This is a genomic window from Jiangella alba, assembly GCF_900106035.1.
Taxonomy (GTDB): Bacteria; Actinomycetota; Actinomycetes; order Jiangellales; family Jiangellaceae; genus Jiangella; species Jiangella alba.
This window is the reverse complement of sequence record NZ_FNUC01000003.1, coordinates 1,782,928-1,801,292: the sequence shown is the minus strand read 5'-3', so window position 1 is coordinate 1,801,292 and position 18,365 is coordinate 1,782,928. Positions and strand designations below refer to the sequence as shown.

Sequence of the window (18,365 nt, the reverse complement as noted above, 5' to 3'; positions counted from 1 at the left end):
CGTCACATCGGGTCGGGAAGCTGTCACGAAACCACCCCCCTGCTGCGTCGTCATGGTGAGAGCACGAGGAGGCAGCGATGCGCAGGATCCTGATCGTCGGCGGCGGGTACGCCGGGTTCTACACCGCGTGGCGGCTGGAGAAGAAGCTCCGCCCGCACGAGGCCGACGTCACGCTGGTCGACCCGCGGCCGTACATGACGTACCAGCCGTTCCTGCCCGAGGTGACCGCCGGTTCGGTCGAGGCGCGGCACGTCGCGGTGTCACTGCGGCGGCACCTGCGCCGCACCCGCGTCATCGCCGGCAGCGTCGTCGACATCGACCACGAGCACCGCACCGCGACCGTCAGCACCGCCGACGGGCCGGAGCGGAAGCTGGGCTACGACGTCGTCGTGGTGACGGCGGGCGCCGTCACGCGGACGTTTCCGATCCCGGGCGTCGCCGACGAGGCGATCGGGCTCAAGCACGTCGAGGAGGCGGTCGCGATCCGCGACCGGCTGCTGACGGCGTTCGAGCGGGCCGCCGCACTGCCTGCGGGCCCGGAGCGGCGCAAGCTGCTGACGGTCACGGTGGTCGGCGGCGGCTTCACCGGCGTCGAGGGGTTCGGCGAGCTGCTGTCGCTGGGCACCGCGCTGCTGAAGCACTACCCGGAGCTCGACGCCGGCGACCTCGCGTTCCACCTGGTCGAGGTGCGCGACCGCATCCTGCCGGAGGTCACCGACAAGCCCGGCGCCTGGGTCGTCCGGCACCTGGAGAAGCGCGGCGCGCACGTCCACCTCGGCACCAAGCTGGTGTCGGCGCGGGACGGGCACATCGTGCTGTCGGACGGCTCGGAGTACGACAACGAGCTGCTGATCTGGACCGCCGGCAACCAGAGCAACCCGGTCGTCGCGCGGCACACGGACCTGCCGGTGGACGAGCAGGGGCTGTTCCGGGTCCGCGCCGACCTGCGCATCGGCACCGACGACGCGCCGGTGCCGGACGCCTGGGCGGCCGGCGACAACGCGGCCGTCCCGGACCTGACGTCGCAGCTGCCCGGCGCGCACGTCGTGCCGAACGCGCAGAACGCCGTCCGCCAGGGCAAGCGGCTGGCCAAGAACATCGTCGCCGACCTGCGCGGCCGCAAGGTGAAGCCGTACGTGCACCACAGCCTCGGCACCATCGCCACGCTCGGCCTGGGCCAGGGCATCTTCCAGTACCGCCGCATCGTCATCACCGGGCTGCTGGCCTGGCTGATGCACCGCGGCTACCACGTGCTGGCGGTGCCGACGTGGGAGCGCAAGGTCCGCGTGTTCCTCGTCTGGGCGGCGGCGCTGGTCTACGGCCGCGACGTCGTGTCACTGCAGTCGGTGCAGCACCCGCGCGACGCCTTCGTGGCGGCGGCGCGCGGCCGCAGCCGGTAGGAGGTCATCCGGAACGGACGAGGCGCCGGCCGGGGCACCGCGAGAAGGTGGACGTAGCCGACCCGCGTGGAGGTGCGATGACGACGACAGCAGCGCGCCCGGCCGACGTCCTCGTGGTCTTCGGGATCACGGGCGATCTCGCCAGGGTGATGACGTTCCGTTCGCTGTACCGGCTGGAGGCCCGCGGGCTGCTGCAGTGCCCGGTCGTGGGGGTCGCCGCCGACGACTGGACGGTGGACCGCCTGGTGCAGCGGGCCCGGGCCTCGATCGAGGGCGCCGGCGAGCAGCTGGACCCGGCGGTGTTCGAGCGCTTCGCCGCCCGGCTGTCCTACGTCAGCGGCGACTTCGCCGACGCCGCGACGTACGGGCGGGTGAGTGACGCGATCAAGGGCGCGGAGTCGCCGGTGTTCTACCTGGAGATCCCGCCGTTCCTGTTCGGCCGCGTGGTCGAGGGGCTGTCGGGCGCTGGCCTGACGGAGTCGGCCCGGGTCGTGGTGGAGAAGCCGTTCGGCCACGACCTCGCCTCCGCGCACGCCCTGGCCGAGGAGCTGCACCAGTACGTCGACGAGTCGCAGCTGTACCGCATCGACCACTACCTCGGGAAGATGGGCATCGAGGAGATCCTGTACCTGCGCTTCGCCAACTCGATCCTGGAACCGGTCTGGAACCGCGACCACGTGCGATGCGTGCAGATCACCATGGCCGAGAACTTCGGCGTCGAGGACCGCGGCCACTTCTACGACCCCGTCGGCGCGCTGCGCGACGTCGTCGTCAACCACCTCATGCAGGTGGTCGCGGCGGCCGCCATGGAGGCGCCGGCCCGCGGCGACGTGCGCACCATCAAGGAGTCGCAGGTCGCGCTGTTCCGCGCCGTCGCCGACGCCGACCCGGCCCATTACGTGCGCGGCCGGTACGACGGCTACCTGGGCATCGACGGCGTCGCGGCGGACTCCACGACGGAGACGTACGCCGCGCTGCGGCTGGAGATCGAGAACTGGCGCTGGTCGGGCGTCCCGTTCTTCATCCGCACCGGCAAGCGGCTGGCCGCGACCCAGACCGAGCTGCGGCTGGTCTTCAAGCACCCGCCGCGGCTGGGCTTCTGGCCGCGCGACCACCGTCCGGGCTCCGACGCGATCGTCGTGCGGCTGGACCCGTCCACCGGGGTCCGGATCGTCCTCGACGCCCGCCGAGCCGACAGCGCCGGCGCCGCGCCCATCGACCTGGACATGGAGTTCGCGGCCGAGGGCGGTGAGGGCCCGACGCCGTACGAGGTGCTGTTGCTCGCGGCGATGCAGGGCCAGTCCACCCGGTTCGCCCGGCAGGACGGCGTCGAGGAGGCCTGGCGGATCATGCAGCCGCTGCTGGACGCCCCGCCGCCGGTGCACGCCTACGAGCCGGGGACGTGGGGCCCGGCGGCAGCGGCGGCACTGACCGCCGGTGAGGGCGGCTGGCAGGAGCCGTGGCTGGCGGCGACGGCGCCCGGGTGACGCCGCGGGCGCCGAACCGGCCCGGGCTCGTCCTCGCCGCGCTGATCCTGGTGGCGGCGGTGGCGAACCTGAACCTGGCGGTCGCCAACGTCGCGCTGCCCGACATCGGCGCGGCGTTCGGCTCCTCGCAGACGACGCTGGACCTCGTCGCCGTCGGCTACTCGCTCGGGCTGGCGGCGTCGGTGCTGTACCTCGGTGGCCTGGGCGACCGCTACGGCCGCAAGCTCATGCTGATCCTCGGCGTGGCGCTGTCGGTGCCGGCCTGCCTGCTGGCGGCGTACGCGCCGTCCGACGGCGTGCTGGTGCTCGCGCGCGTGCTGGGCGGGCTGTCCGCCGGCATGGCCTACCCGACGACGCTGGCGCTGATCACGGCGCTGTGGTCGGGCGCGGCGCGGACCAAGGCGATCGCGCTGTGGTCCGGCGTCGGCGGCGCCATCGCCTCGCTCGGCCCGCTGCTGTCGGGCTGGCTGCTGGAGCACTTCTGGTGGGGCTCGGTGTTCCTGGTGACGCTGCCGCTGGCCGCGGTGGCCCTGGTGCTCGCGCTGCTCTTCGTGCCCAGCCACGTCAACGAGACCACGGACCCCGTCGACAACCTCGGCGGCGTGCTGTCGATCGTGCTGGTGGCGTCGCTGGTGCTGGCGATCAACTTCGCGCCGGTGCCCGGCAAGGGCGCGCTGGCCGTCGGGCTGGCGGTGATCGCGCTGGCCGCCGGGGCCGCGTTCTTCCTGCGCCAGAAGCGGGCGCCGAACCCGCTCTACGACCTGTCGGTGGCCGGCCGGCGGGTCTTCTGGGTGGCCGCCGTCGCCGGGATCATCGTCTTCGGCACCCTCATGGGCGCCATGTTCGTGGGGCAGCAGTTCCTGCAGAACGTGCTCGGCTACTCCACGTTCGAGGCGGGCCTGTCGATCCTGCCCGCGGCCGCGCTCATGGTGCTGGTGGCGCCACGGTCGGCCACGCTGGTCGAGTCGCACGGCTCGCGGGTCGTGCTGCTGCTCGGCTACGCCTGCTGCCTGCTCGGCTTCGTCGCGATGCTGCTGCTGTGGGACGAGGACGCGTCGTACTGGGTGATCGGCCTGGCGTACGCGCTGGTCGGCGCCGGTGTCGGGTTCGCCGGCACGCCCGCCTCGCACGCGCTGACCGGGTCGGTGCCGGTGCACCGGGCCGGCATGGCGTCGGGCACCGCCGACCTGCAACGCGACCTCGGCGGCGCGATCATGCAGTCGATCCTCGGCGCGCTGCTCACCGCCGGCTACGCGTCCGCCGTCTCGGCCGCGATCGCCGCCGCGCCCAACCGGCAGGACATCACCGACAGCGTGCAGGCCCAGCTGCTGAAGTCGTTCGCCTCGGCCGAGGCCACCGCCCAGCAGTACCCGCAGTACGCCGACGCGATCACCTCCGCCGCCACCCAGTCCTTCCTCGACGGCGCCGACTGGGCCTACATCGCCGGCATCGTCGCCATCCTCATCGGGTCGGCGCTGGTCTACCTGGCGTTCCCGGCCAAGGAGGACGAGGTGCGGCTGCTGGCCGAGTACCACGCCACCGACGCCCGCGTCCTCCCCCACCCCGTCCCGCCACCCGACGACCCATGAGCTGGCCGCTCGAGCGGGTGTCCGGTAGGTTGCCCGCTCGTGACTGAGGCCGAACCCGTCGCCTGGCCACCCGCCCCCATCAGGACCGAGCGCCTCGTGCTTCGCGAGCCCGAGAGGCGGGACCGCCCGGCGATCATCGAGCTGTTCACCTCACCCGAGGTGGGCACCTACGTCGGTGGCCCTCGGCCGCGGGACGAGTTCGAGCGTGCGCTGCCCGAGGAGCCCGATCGCCGCCCCGGCCTCTTCGTCGTCGAGCTCGACGCAGCCATGATCGGCATCGTCACGATCGAACGGCGCGCAGAGGGTCTCCCCCGGCCGGACGCCGGACGGGTCGAGCTCGGCTACCTGTTCCTGCCGGCGGCGTGGGGACGCGGGTACGCCGCCGAGGCGTGCGCGGCGGCGCTCGACTGGTTCGCCGGCGCACGGCCCGGCGAGCCGGTGACGCTCTGCACCCAGACCGCCAACCGGCGCTCGATGCGCCTCGCGGCGAAGCTGGGCTTCACCGAGGTGGAACGGTTTGACGCGTACGGCGCCGAGCAGTGGCGCGGCGTGTGGTCCGCGACCCGTTCGCCCAGTTGAGCCGAGGGTGTCAAGCGAGCCGCGCGAGCAGGTGGTCGCCGACGCGGAGGGCGTTGGCCATGACCGTGAGGGCCGGGTTCACCGCGCCGATGCTCGGGAAGAAGCTGCTGTCGACGACGTACAGGTTGTCGAGCTCGTGCGCCCGGCAGTCGCGGTCGAGCACCGACGTCGCCGGGTCGGCGCCGAAGCGGGCGGTGCCGGCCTGGTGGGCGCAGCCGGCGACGGGGATGTCGTTCTTCATGTAGACGTCGCGCGGGATGACGTGGTGCGGGTGCAGGCCCAGGTGCCCGAGGTGGCCGGTGACCCGCCGGTACAGCTGCTCCAGCGGTTCGCGGTTGTTGGGCGTGTAGTCCAGCGCGACGCCGCCGTCCGGGGTCAGGGTGACGCGGTTGTCCGGGTCGGGCAGGTCCTCGGCGGAGAGCCAGAAGTCGACGGCGTGCGCGGCGACCTCGTCGAGCGCCACCATCGGGGCCAGGCGCGCCAGCGCGGGCTTCTCGCCGCGGTACATGGGCGCCGACGACTTGCCGACCATCTGCACGTTGCCCATCGGGAAGGCGAAGTCGTCGTCGCCGAAGTAGTAGTCGTTGACGCCGAGGGTCTTCTGGAACCGGGTGTCGTTCCGCTCGGTCGAGATGGCCAGGAAGGCCCGGCTGTTGTGGAACATGTAGTTGCGCCCGACCTGGTCCGAGCCGTTCGCCAGCCCGTCCGGATGCCGGTCGGAGCGGCTGGCCAGCAGCAGTTTCGCCGTGTTCGCCGCGCCGGCCGCCACCACGACCACCGACCCGGTGAACCGCTGTTCGACGCCGTCGACGGACGCGACGACGGTGGTCACCGACCGGCCCGCGGCGTCGGTCTCCAGCCGGCGCACCTCCGCGTTGCGCACCAGCGTCACGCCGGGGTGCCGAAGCGCGGGCCGGACGGCGACGACGTCGGCGTCGGACTTCGCGTGCACCAGGCAGGGGAAGCCGTCGCAGGTGGCGCACCGGATGCAGGCGCTGTTCTCGGGGCTCGCCTCGTCCAGCATGATCCCGCTCGGCGCGTGGAACGGGTGCAGGCCGGCTCCGGCGAGGTCGTCGGCGAGGCGCTGCAGGCGCGGCTCGTGCGACACCGGCGGGTGCGGGTAGGGCGCCGACGACGGCGGCTCGGTCGGGTCCTCGCCGCGGGCGCCGTGCACCTGGTACAGCTCCTCGGCCTGCGTGTAGTACGGCTCCAGCTCGTCGTACCCGATCGGCCAGGCCGGCGAGACGCCGCCGTGGTGGCGCAGCTCGCCGAAGTCGCGCTCGCGCAGCCGGTACAGCGCGGCGCCGTAGAACTTCGTCGCGCCGCCCACGTAGTAGTGGATCTGCGGCTGGAACGGCGTGCCGTGGCCGTCGTACCAGGTGTCGGCCGACACGTACCGGTTGTCGACGAAGACGGCGGCCGCGTCCCAGTTCTCGATCTCGCGGGGCAGCCAGTCGCCGCGCTCCAGGATCAGAACCCGATGCCCGGACGGGGCCAGCCGGTGCGCCAGCGTGCCGCCGCCGGCGCCGGATCCCACGATGATGACGTCGTACTCGTCGGCCATGACGGCCCCCTCAGTCCAGCGCGATGTGCGGCCGGTCGGCCTCGTCGTCGCCCCAGGCGATGCGCTGCGGCGTCGCCGAGGCCTCGAGGGTGGCCGTGCGGTCGCGGTCGAAGTAGTCCCAAGCCCACGTGACGAACGCGTCGGTCTTGCTGTGCACGCCGCTCATCAGCATCATGTGCACGCCGAGCCACGCCGCGAACGCGACCGGGCCCTCGACCTGGTGGTGGTGCCGCCCGACCTCGGCGACGGCGGCGTTGCGGCCGATCATCGCCATGATGCCCTTGTCCTTGTAGCGGAACGGGCGGGACGGCTCGCGGCGCAGGTCGCGCAGGACGTTCTCCGCGGCCCACTTTCCCGACTGCTGCGCGACGGAGCCCAGTTGCGGCCAGGTCCCCGACTCCCCCGACGGGATGTTCGCGGCGTCGCCGACGGCGTAGGCGTCCGGGTAGCCCTCCAGGGTGAGGTCCGGCCGGACGTCGAGGCGCGCGCCCCGGCCCGGCTCCGGCCCCGCGCTCGCGGCGACCGACGCCCCCAGCTCGCCGCCGCCCCACACCACCGTGCGGGCCGGGATGCTGCTGCCGTCGTCGAGCTCGACGCGGTCCGGGTGGACGGCCGCGACGCCGGTGTGCAGCCGCACGTCGGCGCCCGCCTCGCGCAGCTTGCGGGCGGTGTACTCCTGCGCGTGCGCGGAGAACTCGCCGAGCAGGGCGTCGCCGCGGTCGACGATGGTGATGCGGCCCGGCCGGGCCAGCCGCCCGGACGCGTGCAGGGCGCCCATCAGCTCGGCGAGGGCGCCGGTGGTCTCGACGCCGGTCGGGCCGCCGCCGACCACGACGACGTCGAGGGTCCCGGGCGCCGCGTCGCGCAGCAGGTCCTGCAGGTGCAGCCGCAGCCGCTCCGCGTCGGCGACGGAGTACAGCGGGAACGCGTGCTCGGCGGCGCCCGGCACGCCGAAGAAGTTCGGCCGGGCGCCCGCGGCCACGACGACGTGCGACCCGGTGAGGGTCCGGCCGTCGGTCAGGACGAGGCCGTGGTCGGCCAGCCACACCTCGGCGACCTCCGCGGTCACGACGTCGACCGTCGCGTGCTCCCGGAAGATGGCCCGGTGCGGCCGGGCGACGTCCTCGGCCGGCAGCTGCGAGCTGGCCACCTGATACAGCAGCGGCTGGAACTGGTGGTAGTCGTTGCGGTCGACCAGCGTCACACCGACGCCGTCCTCGGCCAGCCGGCGGGCACAGGCGACCCCGGCCAGCCCGCCGCCGAGGACGAGCACGCGGTCCGCGCTCCCGCTCACAGTGACAGCTCCGCGAGCCGCTCGTGCAGGACGAGCCGGCCGGCGGCCTGGATCAGCGCGAGGTGCGAGAACGCCTGCGGGGTGTTGCCGAGATGGCGGGCCCGGTCGACGTCGAACTCCTCCGCGTACAGGCCGAGGGGCGAGGCGATCGCGAGCAGGCGTTCCATCAGGGCGGTCGCCCGATCCATCTCCCCGACGGCGGCGAGAGCGGACACCAGCCAGAACGAGCAGATGAGGAAGGTGCCCTCCTTGCCAGCCAGGCCGTCGTCGGTCTCGTCGGTCCGGTAGCGCAGCACGAAGCCGTTCTCGGTGAGCTCCTCGTCGATGGCGTCGATGGTGGCCCGGATCCGCTCGTCGTCGTCGGGCAGGAACCCGAACAGCGGCGCGAGCAGCGTCGACGCGTCCAGGGCGTCGGTGTCGTAGTGCTGGCGCAGCACCCCGCGGTCGCTGACGCCGTGCTCCAGGATGTCCTGACGGATCTCCTCGGCGACCGCGGCCCACGCCTGCTGCCGCTCGGGGTCGTCGCGGATGGCGGCCAGCTGGGCGGCGCGGTCCAGCGCGACCCAGCACATGAGCTTGGACGACACGTAGTGCTGCGGCTTGCCGCGGGCCTCCCAGATGCCCTGGTCCGGGTCGCGCCAGACCGCGGCCGCCGCGTCCGCCTGCGTCTTCACCAGCGGCCACAGCCGCCGCGGCAGGTGCCGGCTGCGGCGGGTGTGCAGCAGCAGCGCGTCGAGGACCGCGCCGTACACGTCGTTCTGGCGCTGGTCGAAGGCGCCGTTGCCGATCCGCACCGGCCGTGCGCCCTCGTAGCCGGACAGCTCGTCGCGGGTCGACTCGGTGAGGTCGCGCCGGCCGTCGACGCCGTACATGATCTGCAGGCTGCCGTCCTCGCGCGGCTCGACGTCCGCGACGAACTGCATGAACTCCTCGGCCTCCCAGTCCAGGTTGAGGTAGTGCAGCGCCTGCAGGGTGAACGTGGTGTCGCGCATCCAGGTGTAGCGGTAGTCCCAGTTCCGCTCGCCGCCCGGCGTCTCCGGCAGCGACGTCGTCAGCGCCGCGACCGTCGCGCCGGTCGGCATGTAGGTGAGGCCCTTGATGGTCAGGGCGGACCGTTCGAGCGGGTGCCGCAGCGGGTGGTCGGGGATGCGGGCCCGGGCCAGCCAGTCGCGCCAGAAGCCGATGGTCCGGCCGACCCGCGCGAACGCGTCGTCGACGTCGTCCGGCACCGTGAGGTCGTGGTTCCACGACAGCGCGCAGTACGCCCGCTCGCCCTTCCTCAGCACGTGCCGGGCGCGCGCGGAGCCGCCCTCGATGCCGATCGACAGGTCGGTGTTCAGCCGGACGGTCCGCCCGTCGCCGGTGGCGTCGGCCGTGTGCGCGCCGTCGTCGGCGCCGGTCACCACCCACGTGGCGGGCTCGCGGCCGTAGTCGAAGGCGGCCTCGCAGACCGCCTCGATCTCGACCTCGCCGTCCAGGCACTCGGCGGTGCGCACCAGCAGGTGCTCCGCGTCGTCGTCGGTGGGCGGGCGGGTGTGCGGGGTGACGAGGTCGGTGCCCTTGCGTGGGCCCATGACGAGCGCGTCGTGGATCCGCACCCACCCGCCGGTGGTGTGCCACGTCGTCTCCAGCACGTTGGTGCCGGGGACGTAGTGCCGCGACGTCGGGACGTTGATGCCGTACGGGCCCCAGCGGAACGAGCCGGCGCCGCGGTCGAGCAGGTTGCCGAAGACGCTCGGCGCGTCGAACGCGGGCAGGCACAGCCAGTCGACCGAGCCGTCCGGGGCGACCAGCGCGCCGGTATGGCAGTCGGACAGGAACGCGTAGTCCGCGATGGGCGGGAACGGCGAGTTCGACAGGCTCATGAGCCCTCCTCGGGTAGAAGTCCGCGCTGGTCCAGGACGTAGAGGACGATGAAGCCGGGCACCACGACGATCGCGGCGAGCCCGACGACGACCAGGACGGTGATCAGGGTGGCGTCGGGCGCGGCGGCCGCGGACACCTTCAGGCTCTCGGGCAGCAGGTAGGGCCACTGCGCGACGCCCCATGCGGCGACGATGCTCGCGACCGCGCCGACGGCCAGCAGCCGGCCGCCGCGCGCGGCGTCGCGGACCAGCAGCACCAGGGCGCCGGCGCCGCAGGCGACGCTCAGGATCACCAGCGGCAGCGCCCGTCCCGTCAGCCCGTCGAACACGTACTCCGCGTCGGCGCGCAGCACGAACACCCCGGCCGCGGCGATGACGGCGACGGCGACCGCGGCGGCCACCGCGCGGCGGCGGAAGTACGCCGCCATCGTCGCGTCGCCCAGCCGCCGTGCGTCCCAGACGAGGTAGGCGGCGGCCAGGTAGGCGACGGCCGCGACCGCCAGCACGCCGCCGAGGACGGACGTCGGGTTGACCCAGCTGGACACCGGGTCGCCGGCCCGCCCGCCCGCCGGCACCCGGCCCGACGCGATGCCGCCGGCGATCGCGCCCAGCGCGTACGGCACGATCACCGAGGACAGCGCGAACGCCGCGCCGAAGACCCGGCGGTACGCCAGGCGATCGACCGACTTCCGGAACGCGAAGCCGGCGCCGCGCAGCACGATGCCGAGGGCCGCGATGGCCAGCGGCACGAACAGCGTCAGCGTGATCGACGCGTAGCCTTGCGAGAACGACGTCCACAGCACCGCGAACACGAAGATCAGCCACACGTGGTTGGCCTCCCACACCGGCCCGATCGAGTGCTCGATGACGGCGCGCGGCCGGGCGCCGCGTTCGGCGCCGCCCGCGACGAGGTCCCAGAAGCCGGCCCCGAAGTCGGCGCCGGCGAAGACCGCATAGGCCACGATCCCGGCCATCAGCACGATGGCGACCGCCGTGCTCACGGCGCCGCCTCCCGTTCGGCCGGCGCGCGCGGGCCGTAGGGCGCTTCGTCGTCGGAGCCGCCGTCGCCGCGCCGCCAGCGCCGGCTCATCCCGCGCAGCACGAGCACCGTCGTCACGCCGAGCGCGGTGTAGAGCACCACGACGGCGACGAACAGGATCCAGACGCCGGTGTTGCCGGTGGCGGCGTCCTCGACCTTCATGTGGCCGTAGACGATCCACGGCTGCCGGCCGACCTCCGTGACGACCCAGCCGGCCTCCATCGTGACGACGGCCAGCACCCCGGACGCGGCGGCTGCGCGCAGGAACCACCTGCTCCGCGGCATCCGGCGGCGGACCGCCCAGACGACGCCGTACCAGACGGAGAGCAGGAACAGCAGTGTCCCGAGCCCGACCATGATGTCCCAGGACAGGTGCACGATGTTCACCTGCCGGGTGGTGGGCCGCTCGTCCGCCGGGAAGCTGTCGAGGCCCTGCACCACGGTGGACGTGCCCGAGCCTGGGTCGGACAGCCACGACGCCAGGCCGGGGATCGCGATGCCGCCGCTGACGGTGCCGTCGTCGTTCAGCCTCCCGAGCAGCGTCTCGGGCACGTCGCTGGCGGTCTCCGGGACCAGTTCGATGGCGGCGAACTTCGCCGGCTGGTTGTCGTAGACCCAGCGGGCCAGCGCGTCGCCGACGCCCAGCTGGATCGGCGTCATGATCGCGGCGACGGTGAACGCGATGGTGAAGCCGACCCGGTGGTAGCGGTCGCGGCGGCCGCGCAGCATCCCCGTCGCGTACACCGACGCGACCAGGAACCCGCCGACGAGATAGGCGGCGATGATCATGTGGGCGGCCTGCAGCGGCATCGCGTCGTTGAAGATCACCTTCCACGGGTCGACGTCGACGATGTTGCCGTCGCCGTCCAGCGTGAAGCCGCCCGGTGCGTTCATCCAGGCGTTGGCGGCGACCACGGAGGCGCTGCCGAAGATGCCGGCCAGCACGATCGGGACGCCGGTCCAGAAGTGCGTCCAGGGCCGCAGCCGGCGCCAGCCGAAGATGTAGATGGCGATGAAGATGGCCTCGGTGAAGAAGAAGATCCCCTCGAACATGAACGGGATGCCGAACGCCTCGCCCCACTGGCCCATGAACCGGGGCCAGAGCAGGCCGAACTCGAAGCTCAGGACGGTGCCGGTCACCGCGCCGACGGCGAACGTCACGGCCATGTACCTCGACCACCGCTGGGCCAGCAGCAGCGCGTCGCCGTCGTCGTGCTTGAGGGCGCGGTAGTTCGCGATGAGGGTGAGGAAGGCCCACGACACCCCGAGCGGCACCAGGATGATGTGGAAGCCGAGCGTGAAGGCCATCTGGCCGCGTGCCCACGGCACGGGGTCGACGGTGGCCAGCGTGGCGAGTCCGGAGCCCATGGGCGGCGCCTCAGACCAGGCCCAGCTGGCGGGCCCGGCGGACCGCCTCGTTGCGCCGCGTCACGGACAGCTTGTGCAGGATCCCGCGGACGTGCGTGCGCACGGTGTTGACGGAGATGTACATGGCGGCCGCGACCTCCTCGGTCGTGAGCAGCGACGACAGGTGCCGCAGCACCTCCAGTTCGCGGTCGGTCAGGGCCCGCCCGACCGGCGGCGGGCCGGTCTGCGGCCCGGCCGCGCGGCCACGCGGCGGGCTCGGCGCCGGGCGCAACCAGTCCGCCCGCGCCGCCACCGCCGCGTCGGACCGGATCAGCCGCCGGACCCGCGGCGAGAGGTGGGCGAACGGGCGGCGCAAGCCCTCGCGCCGGGCCAGGGCCAGCGCCCGGACGACGTCGGACCGGCCGGTTCCGGCGGCGCCCCGGCCGAGCTGGCCGTGCGCGTGCCGAAGCAATTGCTCGACCCGGGCGGCCTCCGGCTCGATCCCGGCCGGGCGCGGCGCCGTGGCGGTGTCGTCGCCGGCCGCCTCGGCGTCGATCAGCGCCCGCACCCACGGCGGACCGGCGCCGGCGGCGCCCGCGAGCCGCCGCGCGCCCTCGGTGTCGCCGTGGTCGCGGCGCAGGCGCACCTGCAGCAGCGTCGCTACCGACGACAGCAGCCCGTCGGCGCGGCACTCCGGCACCCGGAGGGCCCGGCGCAGCCAGTGCTCGGCGGCGGTCAGGTCCTGCCGCTGCGACGCCACCCAGGCGCGCGCCAGGTGGGCGGCGGCGGGCCGGTCCGTGGCGGCGACGGAGCAGCTGGCGGCCAGCTCGTCGGCCGCGCCGGCGAGGTCCGCGACCCGCGTCAGTGCTCCCCGGCCGGCCTCGGCCAGCGCCAGCATCCCCAGGGCGCGCAGCCGGATCGCCGCGGCCGCGCCGCCGTCCGGGCCGCCGCGGCCGTCGCCGTCGCGGCCGCCGGCCGGGCCGCCGCGCTCGCCGTCGTCCCCGGTGGCGGCGAGCGCGGCGGTCAGGTCGGTACGGGCGCCGGCGGGGTCGCCGGACCGCAGCCGCGCGGTGCCGGCCGCGAGCAGCGCCAGCGCCCGCAGCTCGTCGTTCCGGCCCGCGCGCGCGGTGGACGACGAGCCGAGCGCGTCCAGCAGGCGCCCCGCGGCCGCGAGCGTCGCGTCCGCGTCGCCCACCGCGTCGGACAGCATGGTGCGGGTGACGGCGACGGCCAGGGCCGGCCCGGCGCCGGCCGCGGCCAGGTGCTCGTCGCACCGGGACAGCTCGCGCGCTGCCCGGCTCGGGTCGCCGTGCCGGACGGCGAGCGCCGCCCGCAGCACCGCGACGGCGGGAGCGTCCAGGTCGTCGGGCAGCTGCTCCAGCCGCCGGGACAGCTCCGGCGGCGCGCCCGGCACCAGCAGCGGCGCGAGGGCGGCATCGTCGACGAGGAGCGCCGCCGCACCGGCCCAGTCCCCCGCGGCCACGAGCTGCTCCACCGCCGCGGCGAGGCGGCCCGCACCGGCGAACCAGTAGGCGGCCCGGCGGCGCAGCTCGGCGGCCGCCGCGGGGCTCTCGTCGGCCAGCTCCGCGCCCAGCAGGGCGCGGAGCAGCGGGTGCGTCCGGTAGCTGCCGGCCGTGCCGGGCACCGGCAGCACGAAGGCGTTGCCGCGGGCGAGCTCGGACAGCAGCCGGTCGCTGTCGCCGCGCCCGGTCAGCTCGCGGGCCAGGCCGGGCGGCAGTTCGGCCGCGACGCTGACGCGGGCCAGGAAGTCGAGGTGGTCCGGCGGCAGTGCCTCGAGCACCTCCGCGGCCAGGTACGCGGCCAGCGCCGAACCGGCCGGCACGAGGGCGGCGCGGGCGACCTCGGCGGCGGCGCCGGCGGGCCGCTGCTGCGCCGCGAGCGCCAGGAACCGGACGCCGGCCGCCCAGCCCTCGGTGCGTTCGGCGACGATCCGGGCCAGCTCCGGGGTGCGCACCCCGTGCAGGTCGAGCAGCGCGCCGACCTCGGGCAGGGTGAAGGCGAGGTCGTCGTAGCGGACCTCGGTCACCGTCGCGTCCAGGAGGTAGCGGTGCAGCGGCAGCACCGGCTCGGCGCGCGTCACCAGGACCAGCCGGAACCGCGGCGCGGCGGCCCGCAGCAGCTGGTCCAGCTGACGGCCGGCACGGCGGTCGGTGAGGCGTTCGGCCTGGTCGAGCACGAGCGCCACCGGCGCGTCGTGCGCGAGCAGCCCGGCCGCGAGCCGGTCGACGTGCGCCGGGTCGGCGGCGTCGCCGCCGTCGACGTGCACGCCCACCCGGGCCAGGGCGGCGACCACGTCCGGCCAGAACGCGCCGGGCCGCTCGTCGGCCTCGTCGAGCGTCAGCCACGCGGGCGGGCCGGCCAGCGCGGCCGCCGACGCTGGCTGGGCCGCCCAGGTCGCCGCGGCCACCGTCTTCCCCGCCCCCGCGGGCGCGCGGACCAGCGTGAGCGGCGTGCCGCGGACCCCGTCCCCGATGGCGTCGGCCAGGCGGTGCCGGTCGACGACGGGGAACGCGTGCGGCGGCGGACTCAGGCGGGTGACCGGCGGCCGCACCCGGCCACCGTCCACGCGCGCACCCTCGGTCGTTCTGGCAGCGTGCCCCGTCACGATGCCTCACCCCCCAGCCCACTCTCTGCACGGACCCGGGCGCGCGCCATCACCCGTTGCGGGTTAGAGCGCTCTCATCTGCTCGTGAAGAAGCCGGTGTCGAGGTCGCTGATCACGGCGTCGATGGCGTCGCCGCCGACGGTGATCGGGCCGCGCCACGGCGCGCTGAGCGCGAACAGCAGCGCGAGGCTGAGCCCCACCACCCCCGCGAGGCCGACGACCAGCAGCGAGATCCGCGTCCCGCCGCGGACGGCCAGCGCGCTCGCGTTGACGATCAGGGCGACACCGCTGGCCACCAGCGTGCCCACGTAGAGCCCCGGGATCTCGTGGCCGGCGGCGACGATGCGGGCCCGGCGTGTGCTCGTCACGGCGTCCACCGAGGTCAGCAGCTCGGTCGACGCCGGGGTGCCGATCTCCTGCCAGCGGGCCGCCTCGGTGCGGACCGCCCGCTCCAGCGCCGCGATCGACCGCTCGGTGCCGACGTCGTCGCCGCTGGCGGCGGCCGCGCCGCTCCACTCGTGGGCGCGGGTGGTCGTCAGGTAGTCGCGCAGGGCCGCGTGGACGGGCTCGGCGTCGACGCCCGGGTTGGTGGCGGCCCAGGCCAGGCGCGCCGCGGCGGCGCCCTCGTCGCTGACGTAGCCCTCCGCCGCCCGCAGGTAGCCGGCCTCGCTGGACAGCGTCAGCGCGGTGAGGATGGCGAACGCCGCGCCCAGCGCCGGCATCAGCGGCGCGGCGATCTGCTGCACGCGGTCCCGTCCGGCCTCCGGCACCAGCGCCCGCACGGCCACCGTCGACGCGACGACCACCAGCAGCGCCAGCACCAGGCAGCCCACCACGAGCAGGCCGGTCGGCAGCGAGCTGAGCCAGCTCATCGGCCGGCCGCCGTCGCGACGCCGCGCTCGTCACAGGGCGGCGGCTCGTCGGTGCCGGCGAGCTCCAGCTCCTGGTCGATGACCTGCAGCGCCCGCTCCATCGCCACCGGCCGCAGCCCGCCGACGCCCGGGTGGAACGGGTCGTCGAGCGCCTGCACGAGCAGCAGCAGCGCCGTGATGACGGAGACGACCGTGCCCATGAGCAGCGCCTGCACCTGGATCGCCTCGCCGCTGTCGGCGAAGAACAGCATGTACACGAAGATCAGCACCGAGGCGAAGATCAGTACGATCCACAGGGGCGCCGGGATGACGCCGACCGCGCCGTGGATGCGGTCGTTGCGCGCCGCCTCCCGCTCCGACGTCTGGCTGAGCCAGGTGTCGAACGCCGACTCCTGGACCGAGGTCTCCGGCTGGACCGTGCGGATGGTGCCGAACAGCTGCGCGCCCCACGGGTTGAGCTCTTCGCCGAGCGTGCCGGCGTACATGCGCTCCCACTGCACGCCGGCGACCGACCGCGCGTAGCAGACCAGCTCTCCGGTGAGCTCCGCGGCTGCGGGTTGCGGCAGCAGCTGCGCCGTCTCGACCTGCTGCGCGACCAGCAGGGCCTCGTCCTCGGCGCCGGTCCGCGCCGCGTCGTAGCTGGTGAAGGACAGGAACACGACGAAGCCGAGCAGCACCGCGAACCCCGTGGCCAGCACGCCGAACACCCCGGCGGCGCGGTCGCCGTCGTGGAAGTAGCTGCCGTCCGGCGCCCGCCGCCGGACCAGCAGCATGGCGCCGATCGCCACCGACGTCACCACGGCGACGATCACCGCGGCGGCGACGATGTTCATCGGCGCCGCGCGGTCAGGTGCCGGCGGTGATGTCCCGGCCGTGCACGGTCAGCGACCAGATGACGGCGACGGACGCGGCGACGATGAGGATCGCCCACACCGGGTAGTACGGCAGCCACGCGAACGCCGCCACCATGCTGATCGCCGCGAACACGACGCCTACGGCGCGCGCCGCGACCGACCCGGTGATCAGGGCGGCGCCCGCGATCACCAGCACGATGCCCAGGATGAGGTTGACCCAGCCCCAGGTCGTCGCGTCGAAGTCGAAGACCCACTCCTGCGCCCGGGTGAAGAAGTCGTCGTCGAACAGCGCGACCAGCCCGGCGATCGCGTGCCACGTGCCGACCATCGCCATCATGACGGCGGCGAACACGGTCCATCCGACGGCCCACGCGGACGGCTCCCGGCGGCGAGGCCCTGCGCCTGTCGGCGTCTCGATGTCGGTCATGTCCCGAACGCTCCCGCGCGGGGTGCCCGGGCGCCTCACCCCTGGCGGGTGAGCTCAGAGCGCGGAGCGGTCCGCGAGCAGCGCCGCGTCGGGAACGGGCAGGGCGTCGGTGGCCGGGCGCTCCGGCGCGGCCGGCAGCGGGTCCGGGACGGCGGTGAGGTCGCCCTCGAGGTCCGGTTGCGGCCCGGGTGGCGTGACGTCGAGAAAGGGGACGCCGGGCGGGGCGGCCGGGACGTCGGTGAGCGTCGCCCCGGAGATGGCCGGCGTGCCGGCCGGGCAGACGGCCGTGCCCAGCGCGTCCGGCAGCACCGACGCGAACCCGTTGCCGTCCAGGCAGGTGCCGGTCGACGGCGCCCGGTCGGTGGAGACGTCGGCGATGTCGTAGCGGTTCTGGCTGAACGTGTTGGCGACGAACCGGTTGTCCAGCGACGGCACGTCCTCGGCGCTGGAGATGAGGGTGCCGGCGGTGGTGTTGCCGCCGATGAGATTGCGTTCGATGACGTTCTGCTGGCCGCCGGCGATGCCGATGCCGACGCCGAACCCGCCCTCGGCCTGCGCCGGCGAGTCGGGCTGCACGTTGTCGGTGATGACGTTGCCGACGACGAGGTTGTCGCGCTGCGGGACGAACGCCTCCTGGTAGTCCGAGGTGAGCGTCAGGCCGACCCGGTTGCCGGCGAACCGGTTCCCGGTGATCAGCACGCCGCCGGAGGCGTTGGCGTTCTCGAACCCGACGGCGTTGCGCTCGGCCACGTTGCCGCTGACGACGGCGTCGCAGTCCTCGCACTGGCCCAGGTAGAAGCCGGAGTCGGCGCCGCCGGAGGCGTAGCTGTCGACGATGGCGCCGTGCTGGGAGTGGAACGCGTAGATGCCGTACAGGCCGTTGTTCGTCGAGGTCACGTTGCGCACCTCGTAGCGCTGCAGCAGTTCCGCCTCGGGCGCCTCGCTGCTGTAGCCGCCGCCGGGCACGTTGCCGGACGCGTCGTGCACGCCGGAGATCAGCACGCCGGCCAGCGTGTGCCGGGTCGCGGTGAGGTTCTGCACGCGGACGCCGTCGGCGATGCCGAGGATCCCGATGGCCCGCTCACCCTCGCCGTCGACGACGACGCCGTTGCGGTCCAGGCCGCGCACGGTGACGTCGGCCTTGTCGACGACGACCGCCTCGGGGTACGTCCCGGCCTCGACCAGCACCAGCCCGCCCGGCGCGACCGCGGCGACGGCCTCGGTGATCGTCGCCGCGTCGGCCGGCACCCGCACCACCTCGGCGCCGCCACCCGTCGGGGTCGAGCCGGACGAGGCGGAGTCGTCGGACGAGGAGCAGCCGGCGGCGACGAGGGCGGCGACGAGCAGGGCCGCGTGGCGCAGACGTGGTCTCACCGCCGCACGGTAACCGGGCCGCCGGGCCGCGCGCGGCGCATTCGGCGG

14 protein-coding genes are annotated in these 18,365 nt (G+C 74.4%); 4 read left to right on the top strand and 10 right to left on the bottom strand.

Annotated elements, in window-relative coordinates:
- Nucleotides 1-77: 77 nt before the first annotated feature.
- The 4 genes from BLV02_RS10795 (at nucleotide 78) to BLV02_RS10780 (ending at nucleotide 5,055) form a co-directional block, all read left to right on the top strand.
- Nucleotides 78-1,400 carry an NAD(P)/FAD-dependent oxidoreductase gene (locus BLV02_RS10795; protein WP_069112844.1) on the top strand — a complete coding sequence of 441 codons (1,323 nt, stop codon included), beginning with the start codon at nucleotides 78-80 and terminating at the stop codon, nucleotides 1,398-1,400.
- Nucleotides 1,401-1,477: 77 nt separating this feature from the next.
- Nucleotides 1,478-2,887, top strand: coding sequence for a glucose-6-phosphate dehydrogenase (gene zwf, locus BLV02_RS10790; protein ID WP_069112845.1), 1,410 nt, complete (start codon nucleotides 1,478-1,480; stop codon nucleotides 2,885-2,887).
- Nucleotides 2,860-4,476, top strand: a complete 1,617-nt coding sequence (locus BLV02_RS10785) for an MFS transporter (RefSeq protein ID WP_216094351.1) — start codon at nucleotides 2,860-2,862, stop codon at nucleotides 4,474-4,476. Before zwf ends, BLV02_RS10785 begins: the two co-directional genes overlap by 28 nt.
- Nucleotides 4,477-4,515: 39 nt before the next feature.
- Nucleotides 4,516-5,055 carry a GNAT family N-acetyltransferase gene (locus BLV02_RS10780; protein WP_069112846.1) on the top strand — a complete coding sequence of 180 codons (540 nt, stop codon included), beginning with the start codon at nucleotides 4,516-4,518 and terminating at the stop codon, nucleotides 5,053-5,055.
- Between the two features lie 10 nt (nucleotides 5,056-5,065).
- On the opposite strand, the gene BLV02_RS10775 is transcribed toward BLV02_RS10780, so the two are convergent.
- From BLV02_RS10775 to BLV02_RS10730, 10 genes are all read right to left on the bottom strand, one after another.
- Complete coding sequence (locus BLV02_RS10775) at nucleotides 5,066-6,619, bottom strand: GMC oxidoreductase (protein WP_069112847.1); 1,554 nt, start codon at nucleotides 6,617-6,619, stop codon at nucleotides 5,066-5,068.
- 10 nt (nucleotides 6,620-6,629) lie between these two features.
- Nucleotides 6,630-7,913 (bottom strand): NAD(P)/FAD-dependent oxidoreductase, encoded by a 1,284-nt coding sequence (locus BLV02_RS10770; protein ID WP_069112848.1) that lies wholly within the window; start codon nucleotides 7,911-7,913, stop codon nucleotides 6,630-6,632.
- Nucleotides 7,910-9,778, bottom strand: coding sequence for a glycoside hydrolase family 15 protein (locus BLV02_RS10765; RefSeq protein ID WP_069112849.1), 1,869 nt, complete (start codon nucleotides 9,776-9,778; stop codon nucleotides 7,910-7,912). Before BLV02_RS10765 ends, BLV02_RS10770 begins: the two co-directional genes overlap by 4 nt.
- Nucleotides 9,775-10,779, bottom strand: coding sequence for a cytochrome d ubiquinol oxidase subunit II (locus BLV02_RS10760; protein WP_069112850.1), 1,005 nt, complete (start codon nucleotides 10,777-10,779; stop codon nucleotides 9,775-9,777). The genes BLV02_RS10765 and BLV02_RS10760 overlap by 4 nt, the downstream gene beginning before the upstream one ends.
- Nucleotides 10,776-12,185: a cytochrome ubiquinol oxidase subunit I gene (locus BLV02_RS10755; protein WP_069112851.1), complete on the bottom strand. Its 1,410-nt coding sequence runs from the start codon at nucleotides 12,183-12,185 to the stop codon at nucleotides 10,776-10,778. Before BLV02_RS10755 ends, BLV02_RS10760 begins: the two co-directional genes overlap by 4 nt.
- A 10-nt stretch (nucleotides 12,186-12,195) precedes the next feature.
- The gene (locus BLV02_RS10750) at nucleotides 12,196-14,751 is read right to left on the bottom strand and encodes a winged helix-turn-helix domain-containing protein (protein WP_069112852.1); all 2,556 of its coding nucleotides are present in this window, start codon (nucleotides 14,749-14,751) and stop codon (nucleotides 12,196-12,198) included.
- Between the two features lie 113 nt (nucleotides 14,752-14,864).
- Nucleotides 14,865-15,662 carry a bestrophin-like domain gene (locus BLV02_RS10745; protein ID WP_069112853.1) on the bottom strand — a complete coding sequence of 266 codons (798 nt, stop codon included), beginning with the start codon at nucleotides 15,660-15,662 and terminating at the stop codon, nucleotides 14,865-14,867.
- Nucleotides 15,659-16,495: a bestrophin-like domain gene (locus BLV02_RS10740; RefSeq protein ID WP_069112854.1), complete on the bottom strand. Its 837-nt coding sequence runs from the start codon at nucleotides 16,493-16,495 to the stop codon at nucleotides 15,659-15,661. Before BLV02_RS10740 ends, BLV02_RS10745 begins: the two co-directional genes overlap by 4 nt.
- A gap of 13 nt (nucleotides 16,496-16,508) precedes the next feature.
- Nucleotides 16,509-16,943, bottom strand: a complete 435-nt coding sequence (locus BLV02_RS10735) for a DUF7144 family membrane protein (protein WP_069112855.1) — start codon at nucleotides 16,941-16,943, stop codon at nucleotides 16,509-16,511.
- A gap of 54 nt (nucleotides 16,944-16,997) precedes the next feature.
- Nucleotides 16,998-18,317 carry a right-handed parallel beta-helix repeat-containing protein gene (locus BLV02_RS10730; RefSeq protein WP_069112856.1) on the bottom strand — a complete coding sequence of 440 codons (1,320 nt, stop codon included), beginning with the start codon at nucleotides 18,315-18,317 and terminating at the stop codon, nucleotides 16,998-17,000.
- Between the last annotated feature and the right edge of the window lie 48 nt (nucleotides 18,318-18,365).